General features: G+C 53.5%; 28 protein-coding genes (1 of these 28 only partly in view). 24 read left to right on the forward strand and 4 right to left on the reverse strand.

From position 1 onward, the window contains the following. Positions 1-2 precede the first annotated feature (2 nt). The 9 genes from alr to NST23_RS02890 all read left to right on the forward strand — a co-directional run bounded on the left by alr (position 3) and on the right by NST23_RS02890 (position 7,579). A complete protein-coding gene (alr, locus tag NST23_RS02850) occupies positions 3-1,205 on the forward strand; it encodes an alanine racemase (protein ID WP_122966578.1) in 1,203 nt (400 codons plus the stop codon). Positions 1,206-1,383: 178 nt separating this feature from the next. Then, positions 1,384-1,683: a CopG family ribbon-helix-helix protein gene (locus tag NST23_RS02855; protein ID WP_025845698.1), complete on the forward strand. Its 300-nt coding sequence runs from the start codon at positions 1,384-1,386 to the stop codon at positions 1,681-1,683. 3 nt (positions 1,684-1,686) lie between these two features. Further along, positions 1,687-2,037 carry a type II toxin-antitoxin system PemK/MazF family toxin gene (locus NST23_RS02860; protein WP_005830205.1) on the forward strand — a complete coding sequence of 117 codons (351 nt, stop codon included), beginning with the start codon at positions 1,687-1,689 and terminating at the stop codon, positions 2,035-2,037. A 224-nt stretch (positions 2,038-2,261) separates the two neighbouring features. Then, positions 2,262-2,699: an anti-sigma regulatory factor gene (locus NST23_RS02865; RefSeq protein ID WP_122966577.1), complete on the forward strand. Its 438-nt coding sequence runs from the start codon at positions 2,262-2,264 to the stop codon at positions 2,697-2,699. After that, on the forward strand, positions 2,693-3,694 hold the full coding sequence (locus tag NST23_RS02870; protein ID WP_122966576.1) for a PP2C family protein-serine/threonine phosphatase: 1,002 nt from the start codon (positions 2,693-2,695) through the stop codon (positions 3,692-3,694). The genes NST23_RS02865 and NST23_RS02870 overlap by 7 nt, the downstream gene beginning before the upstream one ends. Positions 3,695-3,719: 25 nt before the next feature. Next, positions 3,720-4,046, forward strand: coding sequence for an anti-sigma factor antagonist (locus NST23_RS02875; protein ID WP_063229461.1), 327 nt, complete (start codon positions 3,720-3,722; stop codon positions 4,044-4,046). Next, positions 4,046-4,540, forward strand: coding sequence for an anti-sigma B factor RsbW (gene rsbW / locus NST23_RS02880; RefSeq protein WP_122966575.1), 495 nt, complete (start codon positions 4,046-4,048; stop codon positions 4,538-4,540). Before NST23_RS02875 ends, rsbW begins: the two co-directional genes overlap by 1 nt. Continuing rightward, the gene (sigB, locus tag NST23_RS02885; RefSeq protein WP_122966574.1) at positions 4,509-5,306 is read left to right on the forward strand and encodes an RNA polymerase sigma factor SigB; all 798 of its coding nucleotides are present in this window, start codon (positions 4,509-4,511) and stop codon (positions 5,304-5,306) included. The genes rsbW and sigB overlap by 32 nt, the downstream gene beginning before the upstream one ends. 110 nt (positions 5,307-5,416) lie before the next feature. Then, positions 5,417-7,579: a Tex family protein gene (locus NST23_RS02890; protein WP_173599858.1), complete on the forward strand. Its 2,163-nt coding sequence runs from the start codon at positions 5,417-5,419 to the stop codon at positions 7,577-7,579. A 21-nt stretch (positions 7,580-7,600) separates the two neighbouring features. Here the strand turns inward: NST23_RS02890 and cmpA are convergent, their stop codons facing one another. Beyond that, positions 7,601-7,723, reverse strand: a complete 123-nt coding sequence (gene cmpA / locus NST23_RS02895) for a cortex morphogenetic protein CmpA (RefSeq protein WP_122966572.1) — start codon at positions 7,721-7,723, stop codon at positions 7,601-7,603. Between the two features lie 79 nt (positions 7,724-7,802). Next, positions 7,803-8,138: a hydrolase/acyltransferase gene (locus NST23_RS02900; protein ID WP_122966571.1), complete on the reverse strand. Its 336-nt coding sequence runs from the start codon at positions 8,136-8,138 to the stop codon at positions 7,803-7,805. Positions 8,139-8,248: 110 nt separating this feature from the next. Between NST23_RS02900 and NST23_RS02905 the strand changes: the two genes are divergently transcribed. The 7 genes from NST23_RS02905 (at position 8,249) to NST23_RS02935 (ending at position 15,031) form a co-directional block, all read left to right on the forward strand. Next, entirely contained in the window at positions 8,249-8,707 is a 459-nt protein-coding gene (locus NST23_RS02905) for a SprT family protein (protein WP_122966570.1), read from the forward strand. Between the two features lie 80 nt (positions 8,708-8,787). Next, positions 8,788-9,819, forward strand: a complete 1,032-nt coding sequence (gene thiL / locus NST23_RS02910) for a thiamine-phosphate kinase (protein ID WP_173598106.1) — start codon at positions 8,788-8,790, stop codon at positions 9,817-9,819. Positions 9,820-9,835: 16 nt separating this feature from the next. Then, a complete protein-coding gene (gene tsaE, locus NST23_RS02915; protein ID WP_122966568.1) occupies positions 9,836-10,306 on the forward strand; it encodes a tRNA (adenosine(37)-N6)-threonylcarbamoyltransferase complex ATPase subunit type 1 TsaE in 471 nt (156 codons plus the stop codon). Next, the gene (gene tsaB, locus NST23_RS02920; protein WP_173599868.1) at positions 10,287-11,009 is read left to right on the forward strand and encodes a tRNA (adenosine(37)-N6)-threonylcarbamoyltransferase complex dimerization subunit type 1 TsaB; all 723 of its coding nucleotides are present in this window, start codon (positions 10,287-10,289) and stop codon (positions 11,007-11,009) included. Before tsaE ends, tsaB begins: the two co-directional genes overlap by 20 nt. Before the next feature lie 4 nt (positions 11,010-11,013). Continuing rightward, complete coding sequence (rimI, locus tag NST23_RS02925; protein WP_122966566.1) at positions 11,014-11,469, forward strand: ribosomal protein S18-alanine N-acetyltransferase; 456 nt, start codon at positions 11,014-11,016, stop codon at positions 11,467-11,469. Continuing rightward, entirely contained in the window at positions 11,469-12,557 is a 1,089-nt protein-coding gene (gene tsaD / locus NST23_RS02930; RefSeq protein ID WP_122966565.1) for a tRNA (adenosine(37)-N6)-threonylcarbamoyltransferase complex transferase subunit TsaD, read from the forward strand. The genes rimI and tsaD overlap by 1 nt, the downstream gene beginning before the upstream one ends. A gap of 239 nt (positions 12,558-12,796) precedes the next feature. Beyond that, positions 12,797-15,031, forward strand: coding sequence for a hypothetical protein (locus NST23_RS02935; protein ID WP_173599857.1), 2,235 nt, complete (start codon positions 12,797-12,799; stop codon positions 15,029-15,031). An 18-nt stretch (positions 15,032-15,049) separates the two neighbouring features. Here the strand turns inward: NST23_RS02935 and NST23_RS02940 are convergent, their stop codons facing one another. Next, entirely contained in the window at positions 15,050-16,984 is a 1,935-nt protein-coding gene (locus NST23_RS02940) for an ABC-F family ATP-binding cassette domain-containing protein (protein ID WP_122966563.1), read from the reverse strand. A 105-nt stretch (positions 16,985-17,089) separates the two neighbouring features. Here NST23_RS02940 and NST23_RS02945 point away from each other — a divergent pair, with 105 nt between their 5' ends. The 6 genes from NST23_RS02945 to NST23_RS02970 all read left to right on the forward strand — a co-directional run bounded on the left by NST23_RS02945 (position 17,090) and on the right by NST23_RS02970 (position 21,015). Beyond that, positions 17,090-17,668 (forward strand): 5-formyltetrahydrofolate cyclo-ligase, encoded by a 579-nt coding sequence (locus NST23_RS02945; protein WP_173599856.1) that lies wholly within the window; start codon positions 17,090-17,092, stop codon positions 17,666-17,668. A 99-nt stretch (positions 17,669-17,767) separates the two neighbouring features. Then, positions 17,768-18,283, forward strand: a complete 516-nt coding sequence (locus tag NST23_RS02950) for a MogA/MoaB family molybdenum cofactor biosynthesis protein (RefSeq protein ID WP_122966561.1) — start codon at positions 17,768-17,770, stop codon at positions 18,281-18,283. Beyond that, positions 18,277-19,278, forward strand: a complete 1,002-nt coding sequence (locus tag NST23_RS02955) for a molybdopterin-binding protein (protein ID WP_173599855.1) — start codon at positions 18,277-18,279, stop codon at positions 19,276-19,278. Before NST23_RS02950 ends, NST23_RS02955 begins: the two co-directional genes overlap by 7 nt. Positions 19,279-19,319: 41 nt before the next feature. Beyond that, entirely contained in the window at positions 19,320-19,679 is a 360-nt protein-coding gene (tatA, locus tag NST23_RS02960; protein WP_063229477.1) for a twin-arginine translocase TatA/TatE family subunit, read from the forward strand. Positions 19,680-19,697: 18 nt separating this feature from the next. Then, positions 19,698-20,474 (forward strand): twin-arginine translocase subunit TatC, encoded by a 777-nt coding sequence (gene tatC, locus NST23_RS02965; protein WP_122966559.1) that lies wholly within the window; start codon positions 19,698-19,700, stop codon positions 20,472-20,474. A 130-nt stretch (positions 20,475-20,604) separates the two neighbouring features. Continuing rightward, positions 20,605-21,015: a hypothetical protein gene (locus tag NST23_RS02970; RefSeq protein ID WP_122966558.1), complete on the forward strand. Its 411-nt coding sequence runs from the start codon at positions 20,605-20,607 to the stop codon at positions 21,013-21,015. 7 nt (positions 21,016-21,022) lie between these two features. On the opposite strand, the gene NST23_RS02975 is transcribed toward NST23_RS02970, so the two are convergent. After that, positions 21,023-22,366 (reverse strand): CAP domain-containing protein, encoded by a 1,344-nt coding sequence (locus NST23_RS02975; protein ID WP_173598111.1) that lies wholly within the window; start codon positions 22,364-22,366, stop codon positions 21,023-21,025. A gap of 263 nt (positions 22,367-22,629) precedes the next feature. Between NST23_RS02975 and groES the strand changes: the two genes are divergently transcribed. Together groES and groL are read left to right on the forward strand one after the other, a co-directional pair. Beyond that, positions 22,630-22,914 (forward strand): co-chaperone GroES, encoded by a 285-nt coding sequence (gene groES, locus NST23_RS02980; protein ID WP_007721023.1) that lies wholly within the window; start codon positions 22,630-22,632, stop codon positions 22,912-22,914. Positions 22,915-22,969: 55 nt separating this feature from the next. Further along, positions 22,970-24,049: the 5' portion of a chaperonin GroEL gene (groL, locus tag NST23_RS02985; RefSeq protein ID WP_063229481.1), read on the forward strand. The gene runs 552 nt beyond the window's last position; 1,080 of the gene's 1,632 nt are visible here — the first part of the coding sequence; its start codon is at positions 22,970-22,972; its stop codon lies beyond the right edge, outside the window.

Below are 24,049 nucleotides of genomic sequence, written 5' to 3' on the forward strand. Positions count from 1 at the left end.
GAATGAAACCGTTTTGTCGTGACACTTGGGTTGAGGTTGATTTGGACGCCATCCGGACCAATGTTGAGACGTTCCGCGGCCATTTGCCGAAAAACACGGGCATTATGGCTGTCGTCAAGGCAGACGGTTACGGACACGGCGCTGTGCACGTAGCCAGGGAGGCGCTTGCGAGCGGTGCCGACACTCTGGCGGTGGCGATGCTCGATGAAGCGATTATTCTGCGACAGGCAGGAATCGAAGCGCCGATTTTGGTGCTCGGGTATACGCCGACTGATTCGCTCGAAAGTGCCAGCAGACTGAATGTTGAACTGACGACATACAGCACGGACTGGATTCGGGCAGCGAACCGACTGCTCGAACAAAAGGGCCTCGATCCCGTCCGCGTGCATGTAAAAACGGACACAGGCATGGGGCGTTTGGGCGTCCAGACAGCAGAGGCGTTGCTCGATGTGGTAGGCGCTCTCGAAGACAGCCCCAAGCTGGAATGGACAGGCATTTTCACCCACTTTGCCTGCGCGGACGAACCGGACACGACCCATGTGCGACGACAACACGAGACGTTTCAATCCTTTTTGCAAGCACTGCGCGCAGCGGGAAAGCAGTTGCCCACAGTACACTGCTGCAATACAGCTGCCGCCATCGCTTTTCCCGATTGGGGGTATGATACGATCCGTTTAGGCATAGGTTTATACGGATTGTATCCTTCACCGTACATGAAAGAGCGTGCGGACGTGACTCTTGTCCCTGCCCTTTCCCTGAAAACCAAAATTGCCCATGCAAAAACAGCAGTGGAGCCGTTTACGGTCAGCTATGGCGCGACTTATACGGCAGAACCAGGTGAGCGAATCGCCACTGTGCCCATTGGATACGCCGATGGGTATTCCCGCCTCTTGTCCAATCGGGGAGAAGTGTTGTACAATGGTTCCCGCTATCCAATCGTAGGGCGAGTCTGCATGGATCAAACCATGATCAGACTGGAACCGGAGGCTGGGCAGGTCGGCGATGAAATCGTTCTATACGGCAAACAGGGGGATGAGGAAATCTCTCTGGATGAGGTTGCTCAGTTGCTTGGAACGATTAATTATGAAGTCCCCTGCATGCTGAATTACCGGATTCCGCGCGTCTATGTCCGCAACAAGGAAATCACTGAGGTGTTTCATCCGCTGGCGATGAAGCATGTGCCTGTAAAAAGTGTAAATAACTAGCAAGCAAAAATCAGCAGGAGTTTTCTAGTGGAGCGCGAATATTAGTTAAGCGCAAATGCGGGCTTTTTTGCCTGAAACGCTTACGGATAGGTATATTTTTGCAATGGTTTCGACATAATGGTATTGTTCATACTGGCTGTTCTTTCAAGAACTGGCATGGTAGATGGAAGTTACGGTCATGGTTGGAGGTGGATTTGTCTTGTCGAAGTCAAACACGAAACGCATCATGATCAGTTTGCCGCAACACTTGCTACAGGAAGTGGATGGCGTCATTCAAAAGGAGAAATCCAATCGCAGCGAGTTTATTCGTCAGGCGATGCATTTGTATTTGAAGGAGCGTAAAAAACGTACGATCCGGGAGACAATGCAAAAAGGGTATATGGAGATGGCGAAGATTAATCTGAAAATGGCATCGGAGGCTTTTGGCGCTGAGGAAGAGGCTGACCATACTCTTGTCCGCTTAGTTAGCGGGGTGTGACCTGTGATTGTCAAACGTGGCGATGTATTTTTCGCGGACCTGTCACCGGTCGTTGGCTCTGAGCAAGGAGGCGTGCGGCCTGTTTTAGTCATTCAGAACGACATTGGAAATCGATTTAGTCCGACGGTCATCGTCGCAGCCATTACGGCGCAAATTCAGAAGGCAAAGCTGCCTACGCATGTGGAAATTGACGCAAAAACATATGGATTTGATCGTGACTCCGTCATTTTGTTGGAACAAATACGAACCATTGACAAACAAAGGCTGACCGATAAGATTACCCATCTCGATGACGAGATGATGGATCGGGTCAATGAGTCTTTACAAATCAGCTTGGGCCTCATTGATTTCTAAAAAATGAATCAAGCGCTGGGAGAGGAAAAGCCACTTGGGTGAAGCAAGTGGTTTTTTTGCTGTGGGGGCAGGGAATTGCCATGTCTGTAGCGAATGTGTTTGTTGTGAATAGTAGACAAAAAGTGACACGATTTGCTATTACTTCCGAGGTAGAGAAAAAACTTCGATCGCATTCATTTTCATTTATTTCTACCTATTAAGTGAGGGCGGAAGGGGTTTTTTGATTGTGGCAGAGCTGTAGTCCTGAGACAATCAAGATCAAACAAGAAACAGACATCGTAACAGCGAGACAAGTGGGGCGAAATATGTCGAGACAGCTCGGCTTCGGTACAATCATGCAGTCCCGAATCGCCACGTCCATCTCCGAATTGGCCCGTAACATTTATTTGTACGCAGGTAGCGGGACAATCACGATTGAGCCGATTGAAAAAAACGGTGTGATTGGCTTGCAAATGACCGCAATAGATGCGGGACCGGGAATCCCCGATATCCGCAAAGCTTTGGAAGACGGCTATTCGACTTCCGGCGCACTCGGGGCAGGGTTGCCAGGAGTCAGGCGCATGATGGATGAATTTGAAATCCACAGCTCCCGAGAAGAAGGAACGCGAGTGGTCGTCGTGAAGTGGAACAGCCCGCTGGAGGAGGGGAGAGACAAATGGTAATCCGAAGCTTGGAGGAAGAGTATGTAAAGCTTCTTCGGGATTACCTGAACGGCCCTGGCGAGGATCAGCTGTACGTAGCCCAGCAGATGGGCAAGTGGCTGCTCGCCCGCAATATTTCGCCGGAAGAATTGACAGATATGCATGGGCGGGCATTGGAAAAGCTGGGCGATGTCCCGGAATTTGTGCGTGCGTCCTTTTCCATCCTGACCGAAGTAATGATTGAATACGGCAACGAACATCGGTCCGTACATAGCTGGCGGAGCAGGCATCAACAGTTGGAAGCGGAGATGGCAGTGGCCCAGGCGATGCAGCAGACGCTTTTGCCTGGAGAAATACCCGCTTATCCCGGTTTGGAGATCGGCCTTGTCAGCATAGCAGCGAAGCAAATGTCCGGAGACTATTACGACTTTATTTGTCAGGACGAAGAGCGATTTTGCCTGAGCGTTGCGGATATTACGGGAAAAGGAATTTCCGCAGCGATGTGCATGTCCATGCTCAAGTACGCGATTGACAGCTTGCGAGAGATGCCGCTTGGCCCTGACGAGATGCTGCACCATCTCAACCGGATTGTCGGTCGAAACATCGATCCGAGCATGTTTGTAACGATGCTCTACGGAGCGTACGATACGCGGCTCCATTCATTCCGCTATGCTGTGGCGGGGCATGAACCTGGCTTTTTGTATCGGGCTTCAGAAAAAAAGTTTGCCGATTTGGAAGGACAAGGCTCAGCACTGGGGCTATGCCCGAGTAGCGAATACGAAGTGCGGGAAGTTCGCCTGGAACCGGGAGATGTTCTGATTCTTCTGACAGATGGTGTAACAGAATGCAAAAAAAACCGATACTATTTGCAAAGGGATGAGTTAATTCTCCACATGCAAGCCGAAGTGGGCGTCCATGCCCAAAAAATGGCGAACGCCCTGTACAACAGGCTGCTTACGCTCTCCCAATTTGAACTGCTGGATGACTACACCATGATTGTACTTCGAAGAACATGAAGCAATGCAAGGGAGGGAGATGGCGATGGATCTGTTCATGAACACCACTAGCCAGGAGGCAGAGCATCTGGTGGTCCTTGGGGGAGATATTGACGCCCATACAGGACCAAAAGTAAAGGAGACACTCATGTCTCTCGCAAATCAGCCTGGCGCCAGCCGCATTTTGGTCGATTTGGAAGCGGTCGAGTATATGGACAGCACAGGAATCGGAATTTTCATCGCGGCCATGAAAGCGTGCAAGCAAAACGGATGCGCGTTTGAGGTTCAAAAATTGTCTCCACGCGTGGAAAGGCTGTTTCGCATCACAGGCTTGTACGAACATATTGCCGTCCGCAAAGGAGAGAGCGAGTAATGGCTCAACAAAAACCTCTGGCTGACAGGATTCGGTTGACTTTGCCAAATCAAACGGATTACCTGGGCGTGGCGAGGCTTACTGTGTCGGGGATAGCGAATCGCATGGGCTTTTCCTATGAGGAGATTGAGGATATCAAGCTTGCAGTAGGGGAAGCGTGCACGAATGCAGTAAAACACGCGTACAAGGATAAAGAAGAAGCTGGTTTTATCCATATAGAATGTCAGGTTTGCTCCGATCGTCTGTGCATCGAGGTGAGCGATCAGGGCGTAGGATTTGCCGAAGAGCTGTTGCCAGAACAACTGACACCGATTTATGCAGGAAGAAACCTTGAGGATCTGGATGAAGGAGGTCTTGGCCTTTATCTCATCCACACACTGATGGACGAGGTAGTGATTCGCTCCGAATCAGGAGTGATGGTCTCCATGACCAAGTATGTTCGGCGGGATGGGGTGGCTGGCGATGACTGGACAATCTCGGAAACGGAAGTATAGTCCGGAGGAGCTCCGGCAGCTCATTCAACTGTATGGGCAAACGAGGGACGAAAGCCTGCAGGAGCAGTTGGTGACCGCCTATACTCCGCTAGTTGAAACGTTGGCCAAAAAGTTTGTGCGTGGACAAGTTATGTACGAAGACCTTGTCCAGGTGGGGATGATCGGGCTGCTTGCGTCCCTGCGCCGATTTGACCCTTCTTTTGACAGAACGTTTGAAAGCTTTGCGATCCCGACGATTGTCGGAGAAATCAAGCGATACATCCGGGACAAGACGTGGAGTGTGCACGTGCCGCGCCGTGTAAAAGAATTGAGCCCGAAGATCAAGCGCGTTGTGGATGAGCTGACAGCCAAGCTGCAACGTTCGCCGAAAATATCCGATATTGCGAACTGCCTGGGCGTAACGGAAGAAGCCGTATTGGAGACGCTCGAAATGGGGCGGAGCTACCATTCCCTTTCCATGGACAGCGAGCTGGAAGCAGACAACGACGGCAACACGATCACACTGCTGGATCTCGTCGGCCAGCAAGAAGTGGGCTACGGACAAGTCGAACAAAACTTGATGCTCGACCGGGCGCTGCACGTTCTGGACAAGCGGGAAAAAGAAATCATTCATTTAACCTTTTATCAAAATTTGAGCCAGAAGCAGGCCGGAGACATCATGGGCATGTCCCAGATGCATATTTCCCGCTTGCAGCGTCGTGCATTGGGCAAGTTGAGAGAGGCTTTGCGGGTAGAACAGCTGGAAACGGCGAGAACAGCAACCTAACAGGGAAGCTTGGGAGGAGGGGCATGTGCACCTCTTTTTTTTGCCCGTTTCCAGACGTTGCTAGCAAATATGGTACAATAAACGGCGAAGTACGAGCGCAGGAGGAATGTATGGAGCTTACATTGATGATCCAGACAATCGCCCAGGATACGGGCGTCAAACCTCATCAGGTGGAACGCACGGTTGCCCTTTTGGATGAAGGCAATACCGTTCCTTTCATTGCCCGCTACCGAAAGGAAATGACCGGGCAGTTGGATGAAACGCAAATTCGGGCGATCGAGGAACGCGTGCGTTATTTGCGCAACCTGTCAGTACGCAAGGAAGAAGTGGTCCGGCTCATCGAGGAGCAGGGCAAGCTGACGGATGAATTGAAGGCGGCAATTGAGAGGGCCACGAAGCTGCAAGAAGTGGAAGACCTTTACCGACCGTACAGGCAAAAGCGCCGCACGCGAGCGACGATGGCCAAGGAAAAGGGATTGGAGCCGCTCGCCACGTACTTGTTGAGCCTGCCGAAAAAAGGTGATCCGCAAGAGGAAGCACAAAAATACGTGGATGCCGAAAAAGGCGTGGAAACGATCGAGCAAGCTTTGCAAGGGGCGATGGATATCGTTGCCGAGCACATTTCCGACGATCCGGACATCCGCCAGTGGGTTCGCCAGCGCACCGTGCAAAAAGGGCTGCTGGTGACCGAGCAAAAGGCAGAAGAAGCAGACGAGAAAAACGTATACCAGATGTATTACGCATACAGCGAGCCTTTGAAAAAGGTTGTGCCCCATCGCGTGCTCGCCATCAACCGGGGAGAGAGCGAAGGCATCCTGAAGGTGACCGTAGAAGCGCCAGTCGCCGAGATTTTGGCCTGGATGCAAAGGCGGATGGTTCCCGGCGAGACGGTCGTTCGCTCACTCATGGAGCAGACAGTCGAGGACGCGTACAAGCGCTTGATTGCGCCGTCGATCGAGCGGGAGGTGCGCGCCGAGCTGACAGAGGCGGCAGAAGAGCGGGCCATCCACATTTTCGCGGAGAACTTGCGCAATCTGCTGTTGCAGCCTCCGGTAAAAGGCAAAGTCGTTCTCGGGGTCGACCCGGCATTCCGGACTGGCTGTAAATTAGCTGTAGTCGATGAGACGGGCAAGCTATTGGAAGTAGCGGTCGTCTACCCTACTCCTCCGATAAACAAAGTGGCAGAAGCAGCGGCAAAAGTTCGCCAGTTGATCGAGACGTACGATGTCAGTGTCATCGCGATCGGCAACGGTACGGCCTCGCGTGAGACGGAGCAATTTATTGCCAATCTGCTTAAGGAACTCAAGCGCCAGGTCATGTATATTATCGTGAATGAAGCGGGAGCGTCGGTGTACTCAGCTTCACCTTTGGCGAAAGAAGAGTTTCCGGACCTCGATGTAGCGGAGCGCAGTGCTGCCTCGATCGCCCGGCGTTTGCAGGACCCGCTTGCCGAACTGGTCAAGATCGACCCGAAATCGGTTGGCGTGGGCCAATACCAGCATGACGTGTCCCAGTCGAGATTGGCCGACAGCTTGCAATTTGTCGTCGAATCGGCGGTAAACCACGTCGGGGTGGACGTCAACACAGCATCCTCGTCGCTGTTGCAGTACGTATCGGGAATCAGCAAGCAAGTGGCGGGCAACATCGTGAAAAAGCGGGAAGAGATCGGCATGTTCTCGTCTCGCAGCCAGTTGAAGGAAGTTCCTCGACTGGGAGCCAAGACGTACGAGCAGTGCATCGGCTTTTTGCGCATCACAGGAGGAAGCGATCCGCTGGACAAGACCCCGATTCACCCGGAATCGTACGCGGCTACGCACAAGCTTTTGGCGATGATCGAAATTGCGCCGAGCGAAATCGGCAGCGAGCGCTGCAAAGAGCGCCTGCAATCGCTCGATATCGAGAAGACAGCCGAGCGGCTTGGCATCGGGGTTCCGACGCTCACGGATATTGTCGAGAGTCTGTTGCGTCCGGGACGCGACCCCCGCGATGAGCTGCCGAAGCCGCTCTTGCGCAGCGACGTGCTGCAACTGTCCGATCTCGGAGTAGGGATGAAGCTGCAAGGAACGGTTCGCAATGTGGTAGACTTCGGGGCGTTTGTGGATATCGGTCTGAAAAACGATGGGCTTGTTCACATTTCCCGGCTGAAAAAAGGCTTCGTCAAGCATCCGCTCGACGTTGTGACCGTAGGAGACATCGTGGATGTGTGGGTTGTCGAAATCGATGAAAAGCGCCAGCGCGTGGGCTTGACCATGATCGCCCCGGGCGAAGCGTAAACATAAAAAGGCGGCCTCCTGCTACTCGGGACGGCCGCCATGTTTTTCCCAATATAAGAACCAGCAACTGTTCAGCAAACGAATTTGTCGAATGTCCTTCCCGTTGAAGGCACGCTGCAACTGCTTACGCATCCATTGGGGCATGTAGGTACCTCCTGGAATTATTCGCCTATTGGCAATGTATGCACAAAGACGATCAGGAGGTACTTATTTTCCAAAAAACTTACTCTTCGTCGCGCAAAAATTCAAGTTGGGCCTGTAAAGCGCGAATCTCGGTCAACAAGGAGATCAGTGGATACTGACTCTCGGGGAGTGCGGCAAAGCGTTCTTCCAGACTGCTGACGTAATCGAGTCCATCCACAACGGCGAGTCCGCTTCCCAAAAGCTCCAGGTCAGCGCATTCCGCAAGCACGGTCGGCAGCTGTGGCCGATCCTCGATGGTTAGCTTGTCGATTTCCTTGTACAGTCGCTTGAACAGGGCAACAAGCTGATACATATGCGTTTCAGGCAGCGCAACGAACGTCAACCCGTCTTTTTCCTGCAAGATCAAATAGCGCATAAGCTCCTCCAAACCAATCTACTTTTCTTCCACCCAGTGTAGCCTATCTGTCTGGCACTTTTCAACAGGAACTGCTATGGTGAAAAGGAGAGAGGAGCGTTAGAGAGGACATGACCGATACCGAATTGCAAGAGCTGGTGGAGCAAATCTCCACTCAATTTTTCGCCAAGCCATTTCGCCATCGGGCTCGCTTCAACAGCAGATTGCGCACGACAGGCGGACGGTATTTGCTGCGCTCCCACGATATTGAATTGAATCCCAAACATCTGGCGGAGCATGGAGAAGGCGAGCTGATTGCGATCATCAAGCATGAGCTGTGTCACTATCACTTGCATCTGGAGAAGAAAGGCTATCGCCACATAGACCAGGACTTTCGCAGACTGCTTGCCCAGGTCGGCGGCAGCCGGTATTGCCAGCAGGTAGGAAGCGGACGAGCGGTGATGCCTTATCGCTACGAGCTTGCCTGCCATTCGTGCGGGATGACGTATAAACGAAAAAGGCGAATGGACCCTTCCCGCTACCGCTGCGGACGATGCCGGGGAACGTTGCAGCTGAGAGAACTGAAGTAGCAAGCGAGACGCGGCTTTCTTGCGTGCATTTTGACACGAGAGGTATAATGGACTGACTATGCAAAAAAGGAGCGCTTGAGGTGGCACATGACGAATTTTCCCTGATCCGGCAATGGACGAGCCGTTCGGACGGACAGGAAGGAGACGGCTTGACTGTCGGGCTGGGGGATGATGCCGCCGTTTTTTCTCCTTCGCCAGAGATGGAAATTGTGGCCTGCTGTGACGCGATGGTCGAGACCGTTCACTTTTTAAAAGAAACGATGCGGCCGAGTGACATCGGCTACAAAGCCGTTACGAGCAATGTAAGCGACGTCGCGGCGATGGGCGGATACGCCCGCTATGCGTTGGTCAGCATCGCAGTGGCACCGCACTGGACGCCGGAAGAGTGCCAGGGCATATACGATGGAATTTACGCGGCATGTGACATGTACGGCGTGAAAGTCATCGGCGGGGATACGGTATCCGCACCGGATGCGTTGCACTTGTCTGTCACCGTGCTTGGCGAGGTGGAAAAAGGACGCGCCATTCGGCGTTCGCACGCCCGCGCGGGGCAAGCTGTTTTTGTAACAGGACATGTGGGCAGTTCTGCCGCCGGTTTGCATGTGTTGCTACAAGATCGGCAAGAACAGCAGTCTGTGACTGAATGGTCAGGGCGTTGGGCGAAACTGATAGCAGCTCACCAGCGCCCGGTCGCTCAGGTAAAAGCTGGGCGTCTGCTCCTGGAATCCGGTGTCTGCGGGGCGTTGAACGATGTCAGTGACGGCTTGGCTTCCGAACTGTGGGAAATCGCGGAGGCAAGCTCGGTCAGCATTTGTGTAGACGCTGCCCTGATCCCGATCGAAGAAGAGGCGCGGGCCTGCGCCTTGCAGTTCGGAAAAGACCCGGTGGAGTGGGCATTTTACGGCGGAGAGGACTACCAGCTCGTCGGAACGATCGAAGCGAGCGAGGTTGATGCCGTCCGCGAACGTTTTGCGGCAGCGGGCATCCTGTTCTCTGTAATCGGTGCGGTGGAAGCCGAGCAGACTGCTGCACCCAAGCTGTCGCTGCGGACTGGCGAAAGCCGAACGGCTCTGCCGAAAGCAGGCTACAATCATTTCAAGCGGCGCGAGTAAGCGAGGAGTGGATAAAATGGGCTATATCTGGAAGCTTGCAGGCGCGCAGGAAACGCAGCGTTTTGCAGAGCAACTGGCACAGTGTCTGGCCCCGAGTGACTTTTTGGCGCTGGAAGGCGATCTGGGGGCCGGAAAGACGACGTTTACCCAAGGGCTTGCACGAGGGCTTGGCGTTCGCCAAGTAGTGAACAGTCCGACGTTTACGATCATAAAAGAATATCAGGGGCGCTTGCCGCTTTATCATATGGACGTCTACCGGGTAGGGGATGATCCTGATTCGCTTGGGCTGGACGATTACTTTTTTGGCGAGGGAGTCTGTGTCGTCGAGTGGGCCTCCTTGCTTGAGGATTACTTGCCGGCGGATCGGCTGACGGTTTTCCTGCGAACATCTGGCGAGGATGAGCGAAGCATCGAGCTGTGTCCCAAGGGAGAGCGTTACGTGAAATTGTGTGAGGAGTTTGATTTTGATGCGCGTACTGGCGATTGATACATCCAATCTGGTGTTAAGTGTAGCGGTGGTGGAGGAAGAACGCGTCCTTGCCGAAATGACGACGAATCAGCAAAAAAACCATTCGATTCGGCTGATGGACTGCGTAAGCGAGTTGCTGGATGCGACCGGAACCTCTCCTGAGCAGCTTGGCGGCTTTGGAGTAGCGAATGGACCAGGCTCCTATACGGGAGTGCGCATTGGAGTGGCTACGGCCAAAAGCATGGCATGGTCGTTGAACGTGCCAGTCATCGGCGTGTCCAGCCTGGAAGTAGTGGCTATGAATGCCTTGGGCTTTCCCGGGTTGATCGTACCGTTGTTCGACGCTCGCCGGGGACAGGTGTACACAGGCTGCTACCGCACGAACGGTCTGGACGCGGTTGACGTGCAGGGGGATGAAAAAATCATCTTGCTCCAGGACTGGTTGCCCCAGCTCAGGGATATGGCTCAAGGACAGCCGATTCTTTTTCTGGGCGAAGATGTGCGGATTCACCGGGAAGCGATTGCACAAGAACTGGGAGAGCAGGCCCGCTTTGCGTCTCCCGCATCCAATCACCCTCGTGCCGCTCATATCGGATACGTGGCATTGCGTCGACTGCAGCAAGCGGGCAGTGCGCACGAGCTAGTGCCCGAGTATTTGCAACTGGCGGAAGCCGAAGCGAAGTGGCTTGCCCAAAAGCAGGCGGGGGCCGTAAAGGAGTAGAAGGATGAGCCAACCAATCGATTTGGAATATCGTTTCATGACGATGCAGGATGTCGGGGCTGTGGCTGAATTGGAGCGACTGTCGTTTTCCACTCCTTGGCCGCACGACGCATTCGTCAATGAGCTGACGAAGAACCCGAACGCCCGTTATGTCGTCGTTGTCCACCAGAACCGGATCGTCGCTTACTGCGGCATGTGGATCGTGCTCGACGAGGCCCATATTACCAATGTGGCCGTCCATCCATTGTTCCGCGGGAAAAAAATCGGGCTGGGTCTCATGATCAAAATGATGGGAGTCGCGAGGATGTTTGGCGCGAAAAGCATGACGCTGGAAGTCCGTCCATCCAACCTTGTGGCGCGGAACATGTACACCAAGCTCGGTTTTCGCGAGCATGGCGTGCGCAAAAGATACTATTCAGATAACAATGAGGACGCAATCATTATGTGGGTGACTTTGTAATGAACAAGACGACTACATCGCGCTACGAGATGCGCGTACGAGAAGCATATGAGGCGCATAAAAAGTCTGGCGCGCCCGTGTATATTTTAGGAATCGAGACTAGCTGCGACGAGACATCGGCATCTGTCGTGCGCGATGGCCGCGAGGTGCTGTCCAATGTCATCGCTTCACAAGCAGACATTCACAAACGCTTTGGTGGCGTGGTGCCGGAGGTCGCATCCCGCAGACATGTGGAGAACATTACGCTGACCATTGAGCAAGCTTTGGCTGAGGCAGACAAGAAGCTGGAGGACATTTCCGCCATTGCGGTAACGTATGGACCCGGTCTTGTAGGCGCCCTGCTGGTCGGGGTAGCGGCGGCAAAAGCCATTTCGCTGGCAAGGGGAATCCCGCTTATCGGTGTCCATCATATCGCAGGACATATTTACGCCAACCGGCTTGTCGAGGAGATGGACTTTCCGTTGATCGCTCTCGTTGTTTCCGGCGGTCATACGGAGCTTGTCTGGATGAAGGGGCACGGACAGTTTGAAATTTTGGGCGAGACGCGAGACGACGCTGCCGGAGAGGCGTATGACAAGGTAGCGCGGGCGCTGAACATGCCGTATCCGGGTGGACCGCACATTGACCGACTCGCGCATGAAGGGGAACCGAACGTCCCGTTGCCGCGTTCCTGGCTGGAACCGGACTCCTACGATTTCAGCTTTAGCGGTCTGAAATCAGCCGTGCTCAACACGTTGCACAACGCAGCGCAACGGGGAGAGACGATTGAACCCGCGAATTTGGCCGCGAGCTTCCAGGACTCGGTGACCGAAGTGCTGGTGGAAAAAACGATTCGCGCCGTCCGCGCTTGCCAGGCGAAGCAAGTGCTTTTGGCAGGCGGCGTAGCTGCGAACCGCGGCCTGCGGGAACGTTTGCAGGCACGTTGCGAGTCTGAGGGAATCCCGCTTGTCATCCCGCCTCTCTCGCTTTGCACGGACAACGCTGCCATGATCGCGGCAGCAGGCTATATCAAGTATGAAAAAGGGCAGTTTGCCGCTCTCGATCTGAACGGCGTCCCTGGTTTGTCGCTGAATGAAAACGAACAGTAAACGATTTAAAACGAAAAGTCCATTCCCGGGAATGGGCTTTTTTCGTCCCTCGTACTCCCAGAAATCGAGCTTTTTCGACATTATCCACAAGTTCAGGATAACTTTCCGGGTTGTTCTCACAGCCCCCTGTGAATACTGGTGATAACACGAGAAAATGACCGGGAAATTCACGTATAGCCTGTGGATTATTTTGTGGAATATGTGGATAAAAATTTCCGGTTATCAACAGGAGGAACCCGATGAAGTCCAAAATCGTGCTGCTCTTTTTGCTCATCCTGATATTGTTTGCGCATACAAATCCCGGAAAAACGCTGGCAGTTCAAGAAAAACCGCAAGTCATCCTGTTGTTTGTGGAAGGGATGTCTTTTGCCGATCTGGAAAAGCTCAAAAGCTTGCCGCTTGTGGATAAGTGGATCAGCCAAGCGGGGGCAGCAGCTCTTTCTTTGCGCACGCCAGGGCCGCGAACGGCTGCGAATGGCTACTTGCTGATGGGGAGCGGAGGACAGGCTCTGTACACAGAGCGAAGCGGCACAGCCTATCACTCTGCGGAAATTTTTTCGCCGCGCGAGACGGCAGGCGAGCGGATGCAGGAGTTGGGAGGCTATCGGGCGCACGACTTGGCGCGCTCAGCGATCCTTTTTCCCGGTATATTCCGTCTGCATGAGGACAACCGCGACAAGCCGTATACTTCCCGCCTTGGACTGTTGGGCACGACACTGGCAGCACACAAGATTCGGATCGCCTCCTACGGCAATGGAGACTTTGAGGAAACCAGGCAAAGGCAGGCTGTGCTGTTCGCCATGGATCAGGAAGGGAGAGTTCCTGCCGGAGACGTATCGGAAGCAAACTCGCTGTCTGTCAGAGGATACCCGTACGGAGTGAAAACGAATACGGCCTACTTGCTCGATTGGATTCGCGCAGACCGTTCATCCGGGTTGATTGCGGTACAGCTTTCTGATTTGTCCCGCCTGTATCAGCTGGGGCCGGACATGGAGCCGGGGCAGTTTGCGAGACAATATCAGCGCGTCCAGAACGATTTGGCGCAGTTTCTCGACCAGTTGCTTGCCGAGCGCAGAGCTAACCAGATGATCATGCTGGTATCGCCCGCCGTCAATTCCGTGGCGGCAAAAGACAAGGCGCTGCTCTCGCCGCTTTTGCTGTGGTCGGATCAGTCTTCCGGGCTGCTGACTTCTGCAACGACGCGCCAGAACGGTCTCGTGAGCGGGCTGGATGTGTTGCCGACAGTGCTGACCTGGCTGGACGTGCCTGTCCCTAAAGGGTTGACGGGTCATTCCATTTACCGGACAGAAGGCGACCTGTCGCAACTGCTCAGCCAAGTGGAACAGATTCATCATACGTACGCGACAAGGCCGTCTGTCCTGTACACTTACGTGATGCTGCAAATTGTGACGGTAGGCTGCGCAGCGCTGCTGTGGATGTGGGGGAGAATAAGAGAAGGAGTGGGGCTGTCGCGCGTGCGCAGAGGAGTTCGCCTGGCGCTTCTGGCGTTGCTCTGGTTCCCTGCGTTGCTTTTGCTGGAAGCGGCGCTGGATTGGAAGGTGCACGGCTCGCTGATACTGGGAGTATTGATCATGGCTGCTCTGGCGATTGCCTTTTGGCAGGAGAATCAATCGCTCGCAAAAATAACGCTGGGTGTCAGTGCGGTCACGGTGGCAGTTGTATGTCTCGACGGGTGGACGGGAGCAACGTTGATGCGGCAGTCTTTTCTCGGCTATGATCCGGTGATCGGGGCGCGGTTTTACGGATTGGGCAATGAATACGAGGGAGTGATCATCGGAGGAACGGTCATGCTTGTCGCTTCCTTGTACCAGCTGTATCGGGAGCGGACGAGAGTGCTCCCTGTGGCTGGCTTGGCACTGCCCGGCGGTTCCTTGCTCGTCTGTGCGGTTGTGCTCTACTACATGGTCGCGCCGAACCTGGGGACAGATGCGGGCGGCTTTCTGGCAGGCTTGATCGGGCTTTTTGTCGCGTTTGCCCGGCTGCATGACCTGCGAATCGGAAAAAAAGGCCTCCTGCTGTTAACAGGCGGCCTCGTTCTCGGGGTAATCGGGTTGATGGCGACGAGTCTGTTGTCCGACCAGCCGCTCACCCATGTAGGGAGAGTCTCGCAGCAAATACTCGCAGGTGAATGGGGCGAGGTCGGACAGATGATTGAGCGAAAGCTGGCGATGAACGTGCGGCTGATTCGCGTCTCGATCTGGAGCAAAGTCTTCGCCGTCTCGCTCATTGCACTGGGCGTGCTCTCTTTGAAAAATGACCGCTTTCTCCGGCATCTGGCGCAAGACACGCCTTATTTGGTAAAAGGCTTCGCCGGAGTCATCGCCGGATCGCTCGCAGGTCTTGCGCTGAACGACTCCGGGATCGTGACGGCTGCGACCTGCATTTCGTTTCTGATCGTTCCAGCGCTTTACGCGGCTTTGGAGGAGCCTGAGCAAAAGCGCTGCTCCACGTAGACGGAGCGTTTGCCTCGCTTATTCCTCGGACAGCGAGCTCCACTCATCATACAGCTGCTCCAGCTCCTGTTTGGCGGCCTGGATCAGATCGTTGCGCTCTTTGGCCTGCATATGATCGCTGTAGATTTCCGGGAGGCACAGTTCTTCCTCCCACTTGACGATATCGGCTTCCCGCTTTTGGATCGTTGCCTCAATCTCTTCCAGACGGCGCTGGCGCTGGCGCTCGCGCCGTTTTGCTTCTTTGTCCAGCTCGTAGGACGATTTTTCCGCCTGGGCGGCTGTAGTCGTTCCCTGCTTTTTCGCTGGCTGCGCGGCTTGCTCGGCGGCCAGCTCCTCCAGTTCCTGCTTCTTTTCCACGTAGTAGTCGTAGTTGCCCAGATAGCTTGTCACGCCATTGCCTGTCAGCTCCAGCACGCGGCTGGCGATTTTGTTCAGGAAGTAGCGGTCATGGGAGACGAACAAAATAGTGCCCGGATAGTCGTAGAGCGCGTTTTCCAGCACTTCTTTGCTGAAAATGTCCAGATGGTTCGTCGGCTCGTCGAAAATGAGGAAGTTGGCTTGCTTCAGCATCAGTTTGGCCAGGGAGACACGCGCGCGCTCGCCGCCTGACAGATCGCTGATTTTCTTTTGGACATCGTCGCCGCTGAACAAGAAATTGCCGAGCAGCGTCCGCACGTCTTTTTCCAGCATGTTCGGATACTCGTCCCAGATTTCCCCCAGCACAGTGTTGCGCTCGTTCAGGTTGCGGTGTTCCTGGTCGTAGTAGCCGATTGTGACGTTGCTTCCGAAGTGTACGTCTCCGGCAAGAGCTTGCAACTGTCCGACAATCGTTTTCAGCAAAGTAGATTTGCCGATCCCGTTTGGCCCGACCAGTGCGACGCGTTCCTCGCGCTCGATTTCAAAAGTCAAGCCGCGGGAGAGAACGGCATCCGGGTAGCCGACAGACAGGTTGCTCGCTTTCATGACGATGGTTCCGCTCATTTTGGCTACTTCAAAGGAAAAATTCACCGACTTGTTGTTCATGATTGGCTTGTCCAGACGGTCCATTTTCTCCAATGTTTTGCGTCTGCTCTGCGCCCGTTTGGTTGTCGTGGCGCGAGCGATGTTGCGGGCGATGAAATCTTCCAGCTTGGCGATTTCCTCCTGCTGCTTCTCGAACCGCTTCAAATCCTGCTCCAGCCGGGCAGCCTTTTCATCGAGGAAGCGGCTGTAGTTGCCGACATAGCGCGTAGCGCGAGTCCGTTCGATTTCGTAGACGACAGTCACCAGCTTGTCGAGGAAGTAGCGGTCATGGGATACGACCAGGATCGCTCCCTGATAGTTTTGCAAATACGTTTCCAGCCAGGTGAGCGTCTCGATATCGAGGTAGTTGGTCGGCTCGTCCAATAGCAAAATCGTCGGAGATTGCAGCAGCAGCTTGGCAAGCGCCAGCCGCGTTTTCTGCCCGCCGCTCAATGTCTTGATCGGAGTCTGGTAGTCCATGTCCGCGAAGCGCAAGCCGTGCAGGACGCCGCGAATGGCCCCTTCGTAGCTGTAACCGCCTTTTTCCTTGAAAGCTTCCGAGCGCAGCGAGTAGTTCTCCAAAATTTGCTGGTATCGTTTTTCATCTGCCAGCACGGCCGGGTCGCCCATTTTGGCTTCCAGCTCGCGCAATTCTTTTTCCTCCGCCCGCAAGTGGTCGAACACGCTCAGCAGCTCATCCCAAATACATCGTTCCGATTCGAGGCCGCCATTTTGGGCCAGGTAACCGACCGTTACGTCTTTCGGGATGCGAACCAGCCCGCTGTCATAGCTCAACTCGCCCGCAAGTATTTTCATCAGGGTAGATTTGCCCGCGCCGTTTACGCCGACCAGTCCGACCCGTTCTCCTGTTTGTATTTGCAGAGAGATGTCCTGTAGAATGGTTTCGATGCCATACGTTTTTTCTATATGTTCAGCCTGTAGCAAAATCATCTGATTCACCTCTTTATATAGTAATGCAAGTGTAGCCTAGAGAGAGCGCACGGGACAAGCCTTCAGGACGCGGTCCTTGTGCGAAAGGAGAGGGGACAAGCCGCCATGGACCAAAAAACGAATAAAAAGCAGCTGCGAAGCCATATTTTGGAGAGGCGAAAAGCGCTTCCGGCAAGTGAGCGAGAGCAGTATTCTGCGCACATATGCCGTCACCTTCTGGAGAATGAGCGGATTGCCAGTGCCAGGGCGATTTTTGCCTTTCATCCGTTTGGCGACGAAGTAGACATCTTGCCTTTCATTCGGGAAGCGATGAACAGAGGCCAGGAAGTTTGGCTGCCGCTTGCTTTGATCGAGCAGCGCCGATTAATCCCTTACCGATTTACCGGAGAACACATGTTGAAGCAGGGCGTGTACGGAATTATGGAGCCGGACCCGGAAAAGGCAGAGGAAGCGGATGTGTCACTGTTGGAGGCCGTAGTTGTGCCAGGTGTCGCTTTTGACAGGCATGGCGGCAGAATGGGCTACGGCGGCGGGTTTTACGATCGCTTTTTGGCTGGACTGGACAGACTGCCGTTTTTAGTAGGGGTTGGCTTCTCCATGCAGGTCGTGGAGCATGTCCCGCTGGAGCCTCACGACATCCGGCTTGACGGGATTGTAACGGAAAAAGGCTATTTTCAATCGTGAAGGTTTTGTGTCAGGCGCTTCCTTTTTCGCGCTATTCTCTCTACACTATGGACAAAAAAGTGTACAATATGAACGAATGAGAAAACGGAGGAATGAACTGTGGGTAAATGGAAGGTAGGCGTTATCTCGGCGAGTGATTCGATTGCCAGAGGAGATCGGGCAGATGATCGGATTCCCATCATCCGCAATCTGACAAGGGATTGGCTGGACGTAGATGTTGCTGTCTACCGTGCCGTTACTGATGATATGGAAGACTTGCAGGAGCATATGATTGAGCTGGTGGATCGTGAAAAATGCGACCTGCTGATCGTCACTGGCGGGACAGGGCTCAGCCCGCGCGATGTTACGCCGGAAGTGACAGAATGGGTCATCGACCGGCCTGTACCGGGGCTGGCGGAAGAAATGCGCCGTGCCGGCTTGCAGCAATCCCGCCGTGCGATGCTGACGCGCGCTGTTGCGGGTACGCGCGGCAACTCGCTCATCATTAACCTCCCTGGAAACCCTAAAGGGGTCGAAATCTGTTTTAATGCGATCGGCGACATGCTCGCGGACGCTTTGCACATTTTGCAAGGAACAGGGGAAGCCAACGAAGATTGGGGAGGATTGGGTTGGTAGAAAAACCGAAAATGCGGGAAGTTCCAGTGCGGGAAGCCATCGGCATGATGCTGCCGCACGACATGACGCAAATTTTGCCTGGCGAGTTTAAAGGCCGCCTGTTTAAAAAAGGACATGTCGTGACCGAAGCGGATATTGAGCCGCTTTTGTCCATCGGCAAGGAGCACATTTACGTGCTGGAGATGCCTGAGGGCTTCATTCATGAAGAAGAGGCAGGCATTCGGATTGCCAAGGCCGTATCCGGGCAAGGCTTGACGCTGACGCCTCCGTACGAGGGCAAAGTATCGATGAAAGCATCGCGGACTGGCCTTGCCAAGATCAACGAAGAAGCGGTGCATGCCTTGAACACGCTGGAGGGAATTGCCTTTTCCACCATGTACGGTGATCAAATCGTGCATCCGGGGCATACTTTGGCTGCCACGAGAATTATTCCCCTGATCATCGAGGAGACGCGCATCATTGAACTGGAACAGTTGGTCAAGCAGTTTGACGGCCCGATTATTCAGGTGAAGTCGTTTGAGGAGAAGCGAGTCGGTCTCGTTACGACCGGAGGGGAAGTATTTTCCGGCAAAATTGCTGACAAGTTCGGCCCGGTGATTCGGAACAAAGTGGAAGCGCTCGGCTCTACTGTTGTGGACCAACGTTTTGCTCCTGACGACAAGGAAGCGATTGAACAGCAAATTCACTCGTTCCTCGACGAAGGCGTCGATCTGGTGCTCGTCACGGGCGGTATGTCCGTCGATCCGGATGACAGGACGCCGGGAGCGATCGCAGGTGTAGGAGCGGAAGTGGTTCGATACGGAACGCCGATGCTGCCTGGCTCCATGCTGATGGTTGCCTATAAAGGGGAAGTTCCAATTCTCGGCCTTCCTGGAGCTGTGATGCATGAGCCGTTCACTTCATTTGATGTGTTTTTGCCGCGGATTCTTGCAGGAGAACGAATTGTTGCTTCTGACATGACGAGACTCGGTTATGGCGGTTTACGGAAGTGTTAGCTGGTTAGACTGGCAAATAACAGGAAAAAGGAGTGAAGAAAATGAGTTCGATTGGGATTCCTGGATTGATTCTGATTCTCGTGTTGGCGTTGGTGCTGTTCGGCCCGAAAAAACTCCCGGAGCTTGGACGCGCCGTGGGACACACGCTGAAAGAGTTTAAAAACGCTACGCGCAGTTTGACTAGCGATGACGATGAGGACGACGAAGCGAAGAAAAAGGAGCTGGCTGCCAAAGAAGCTCCGGCGAAAGCGGCAGTCGTGACCGAGAAGGACGCTTTTGATCGTGAAAAAATCGAGCGTGAAGTTCGCGAACGTCTGGAGCGCGAGCGCTTGGAAAAGGAAATTCGTGAAAAGCTGGAATTGGAACGCCTTCAGATGGAGAAAGAGCAGCAGAAGGCATAATCAGGTAAGGTGGTTGCCATGAGAGATCGTGAAATGACAGTGGTTGAACACCTGACGGAGTTGCGCAGGCGCATCATATGGGTGCTGGCGGTGTTTGTCGTCGCGCTGATAGCCGGTTTTTACTTTGCCGGTCCGTTGATTGAATACTTGAAGCAAGAGCCGATTGCCGATGGAGTGCCGATTATTTCCCTGCATCCATCCGATGCTCTTCGCGTGTACATGCAGTTTGCCTTTTTGATTGGTGCGGTGGCGGCGCTGCCTGTCGCCTTGTTCCATCTTTGGCGCTTCGTTTCGCCAGGTTTGGAGGAACGTGAGCGACGCGGTTCGCTTTACTTTATTCCGGCGGCCTGTTTGCTTTTTATCGTAGGCATTTTGTTTGGTTATTACGTCGTATTTCCGATGATCATGCAGTTCATGACCGGCATGACTGCGACGATCGGGGCTGACCCCAATTACGGAATCGCCGAGTATTTTGGCTTCCTGTTCAACATGGTCATCCCGTTCGGCATTTTGTTCCAACTGCCGATCATCGTGATGTTCCTCACCCGTCTGCGCATCCTCAACCCGATGAGGTTGGCAAAAGTAAGACGGTTGGCCTATTTCGGACTGGCTGTAGTCGGGATTACGCTGACGCCACCTGAGATTGTCAGCGACATCATGGTGACGATTCCGCTTTTGCTGCTGTACGAGATGAGCATTTGGCTGTCGCGCATCGTGTACCGCAAGCAGCTGCGCGAAGAAGCCGAGTGGGAAAAAGAATACGGCAGCTACGAAACGGACGAGCTGGTACGATAACTTATACGAAAGAAGACCCGTGCTATGGAATGGATAGCAGCGGGTCTTTTTTTATTGCCAAGCGGTTGGCATGACTTTGCAAACAGGTGGGAGATACTAGAAAAGTTAATAAGGGAGGTGCTTGCAAACCATGTGGCTGATTTTATGTTTGACTCTGTTCTTTTCGTCCGGTTCCGCAGTTGGTGCAGAGCAGGTAGAGTTGTTCGATTCCGACAAGCAGCAGGTTGTCGCCACGTTTGCCAATTCAGACGTGTTTCAAAAAGAAGCGGAGCAGCTGCTTGCGACAGTGAGTGGGCGAGTGCAGGAACTGAACCCGTCTTTGGACCATGTGATGATTGTGAAAATACCGTTGGCTCCTCCCAAGCGGTTGAAGCTTGCCTCGGCTAGTTTGGATACCGACATTGCCGAGATGTTCGTCATCATGCCCAAAAAAGGCGGAAGACGTCCCTGGCTGATTTTGCACACGAAAGAGTACGAGACGGTCGTGGTCGAGTTTACAGGCGCGGTGGATCAGTTGCGGGCGAACGTTCAATTGCGCTGAGGAAGGATCACTTGTTGGGAGTAAGGAACGCTTGGGTGAAATAATCAGTGATGACCCCGACACCTAGCTGGGTGAAGTCCTTTTCCAGGATGTTTTTCCTGTGCCCGGGACTGTTCATCCAGCTTTCGTGCGCTTCAATGGCGTCGGGGTAACCTGCCGCAATATTTTCCCCCGCCATGCTGTAGGTGATATTCGCTTGCTTCAGACGGTCAAAAGGACTGCTTCCGGTCGTCGGGGAGATGTGGTCGAAGTAATCGTTTGTTTCCATATCAAGGCTGTGCCCTCTGGCGACCTGGGCGGCTTCCTCGTTCCATTGCAGGGGAGGCAGTTTGTAGCGGTAGCGGGTGACGTTGACGAGATCGATGGTCTGTCGCTCGTTGGCGAGGTTGACTTGTTCCCGTTGGCCTACATTCAGGACTGGAGGATCGAAGTCAGGCGCTTGCCCTTGGTAGGACCATTTCGTCTCGTAAAATCCGCCGCGCAAAAGCATTTGCGTGTCGATCATGCGCAACCCGGTCACTTTGTTGCCATTTTGCTTGTCCAAATAAAAAATGTGCGGGACTCCGTCTTTCATGACGAGCGGGCGCTGCTGCTTTTGATTGGTGATCTGGATGTTCGCTCCCATATAGGAAAAGGTGATTGTATTTTGCAGAGGGTACTGGCGCTCCAATGCTTGCAGGCTGCTGCCCACGCCGATGTTGCCAAGTGCTGCATCCGGGGCGAGAGAGTAGAGATCGACGACTTTGCCGCTTGCGATGCCCACCTGCACGAACTTGGCCGGATCGCGATTGTACACCCACCATTCATAGCCGAGACTGCTCGGGTCTTTGCGAGCCGGTTCGCCCAACAGCTTTTTGACCTCATCGGAGGACATGCCGATTGTCATGCCAAAAAGCGTAGCAGATGATTTCATTGAAGCATCTCCCGAATCGGCCGTTTTTGCCGGAGCGTTTTGAGCTGGTGCGGTAGCGGGTATGGCGTCCTCCGCTTTGGGAGACGATGGAGCAGGGGAGCTGCTGACCTCTGACGACAGCTCGGTCGGGACTGTCGGAGGCTGACCGACCCAGGCAAAATGCGAGGATTCGTCCCAGCCGACAGGTTTGTTGAGATGCCGCCCGATCATGGAAAGAGGGACGTAAAGCGTTCCGCGATATTCCAGGGAAGCGGGCAACTCCTGGCCTCTCTCTACATAATACCCTTGCGCATTGCCTGTGGCGATTTTGCGTCCGTCCCAGTAGATGTCGGCAGGGTAGATATTTACCCGTATAAAGGAAGTGGTGTCCGATGAGAACAAACGGCTGATCCCCAGCACACCGAGGGCAATCAAGCCGATCCAGAGCCATTTTTGCATGGAACATTTCCCTCCTTGGCAGGCTTGTCTGATCGTATGTTTGATTTATATGAGACAGACTGATTGCTAGAACCGTCTGCTAGAAAAAGTCATCTAGTAGAAGAACGGCAAATCGAGACGAGCGGTTGGGAAAAAATGAGGGAAACTACTTGCAAAGTACATAGCGATTCATTATTATAGGAATTGGGTGTTAGCACTCAACTGTTATGAGTGCTAACAACAGAAACTTTGTTTACCTACATTTTTTGAGGAGGGTGTTTTTAGTGCTTAAGCCATTGGGTGACCGTGTGGTAATCGAAGCTATCTCCAAAGACGAAACGACTGCAAGCGGTATCGTTTTGCCTGATTCTGCAAAGGAAAAACCGCAAGAAGGCCGAGTAATCGCAGTTGGTTCTGGCCGTGTTGCTGACAACGGCGAGCGCATCGCTCTGGAAGTAAAAGAAGGCGATAAAGTAATCTTCTCCAAATACGCTGGTACTGAAGTTAAGGTAGACAATAAAGAATACCTCGTGCTGCGCGAATCCGATATCCTCGCGATCATCGGTTAAGGCTCTTGACATAGGAAGTCGAACGACAAAACACATATCAGGAGGTAGAGATTAGATGGCAAAACAAGTCAAATTCTCTGAAGACGCTCGCCGCTCCATGCTCCGCGGTGTGGAAACTTTGGCAAATGCGGTTAAAGTAACCCTCGGTCCAAAAGGCCGTAACGTGGTTCTGGAGAAAAAATTCGGTTCTCCACTCATTACAAACGACGGCGTAACCATCGCGAAAGAAATCGAGCTGGAAGACGCTTACGAAAACATGGGTGCGCAACTGGTTAAAGAAGTTGCTACCAAAACAAACGACATCGCGGGTGACGGTACAACCACTGCAACTGTTCTGGCTGCAGCTATGATCCGTGAAGGTTTGAAAAACGTAACAGCTGGCGCTAACCCGATGGTAATCCGTCGCGGTATGGAAAAAGCTGTTCGCGCTGCTGTGGAAGAAATCAAATCCATCGCGAAACCAGTTGAAAACAAATCTTCTATCGCACAAGTAGCTGCGATTTCCGCTGACGATCAAGAAGTTGGTAACCTGATCGCTGAAGCTATGGAAAAAGTGGGTAAAGACGGCGTAATCACCGTTGAAGAATCCAAAGGTTTCGTAACGGAACTGGAAGTAGTAGAAGGTATGCAATTTGACCGCGGCTACGCTTCCCCTTACATGATCACTGACACTGACAAGATGGAAGCGGTTCTGAACAACCCTTACATCCTGATCACTGACAAAAAAATCTCCAACATCCAGGAAGTTCTGCCTGTACTGGAGCAAGTAGTACAAAGCGGCAAACCACTCCTGATCATCGCTGAAGATGTTGAAGGCGAAGCGCTGGCTACTCTCGTAGTGAACAAACTGCGTGGTACCTTCACAGCTGTAGCAGTAAAAGCTCCTGGCTTCGGCGATCGCCGCAAAGCTATGTTGCAAGACATCGCTGCTTTGACTGGTGGCGAAGTGATCACAGAAGAGCTCGGTCTGGATCTGAAATCCACCAAGCTGGAGCAACTGGGCCGCGCTGGCAAAATCGTGGTTACCAAAGAAAACACAACTGTTGTTGAAGGTGCTGGCGACAAGGCAGCTATCGAAAGCCGCGTAGCGCAAATCCGTCAACAAATCGAAGATACTACTTCCGATTTCGATCGC

It is taken from the genome of Brevibacillus sp. FSL K6-0770, assembly GCF_038000275.1.
Taxonomy (GTDB): domain Bacteria; phylum Bacillota; class Bacilli; order Brevibacillales; family Brevibacillaceae; genus Brevibacillus; species Brevibacillus parabrevis.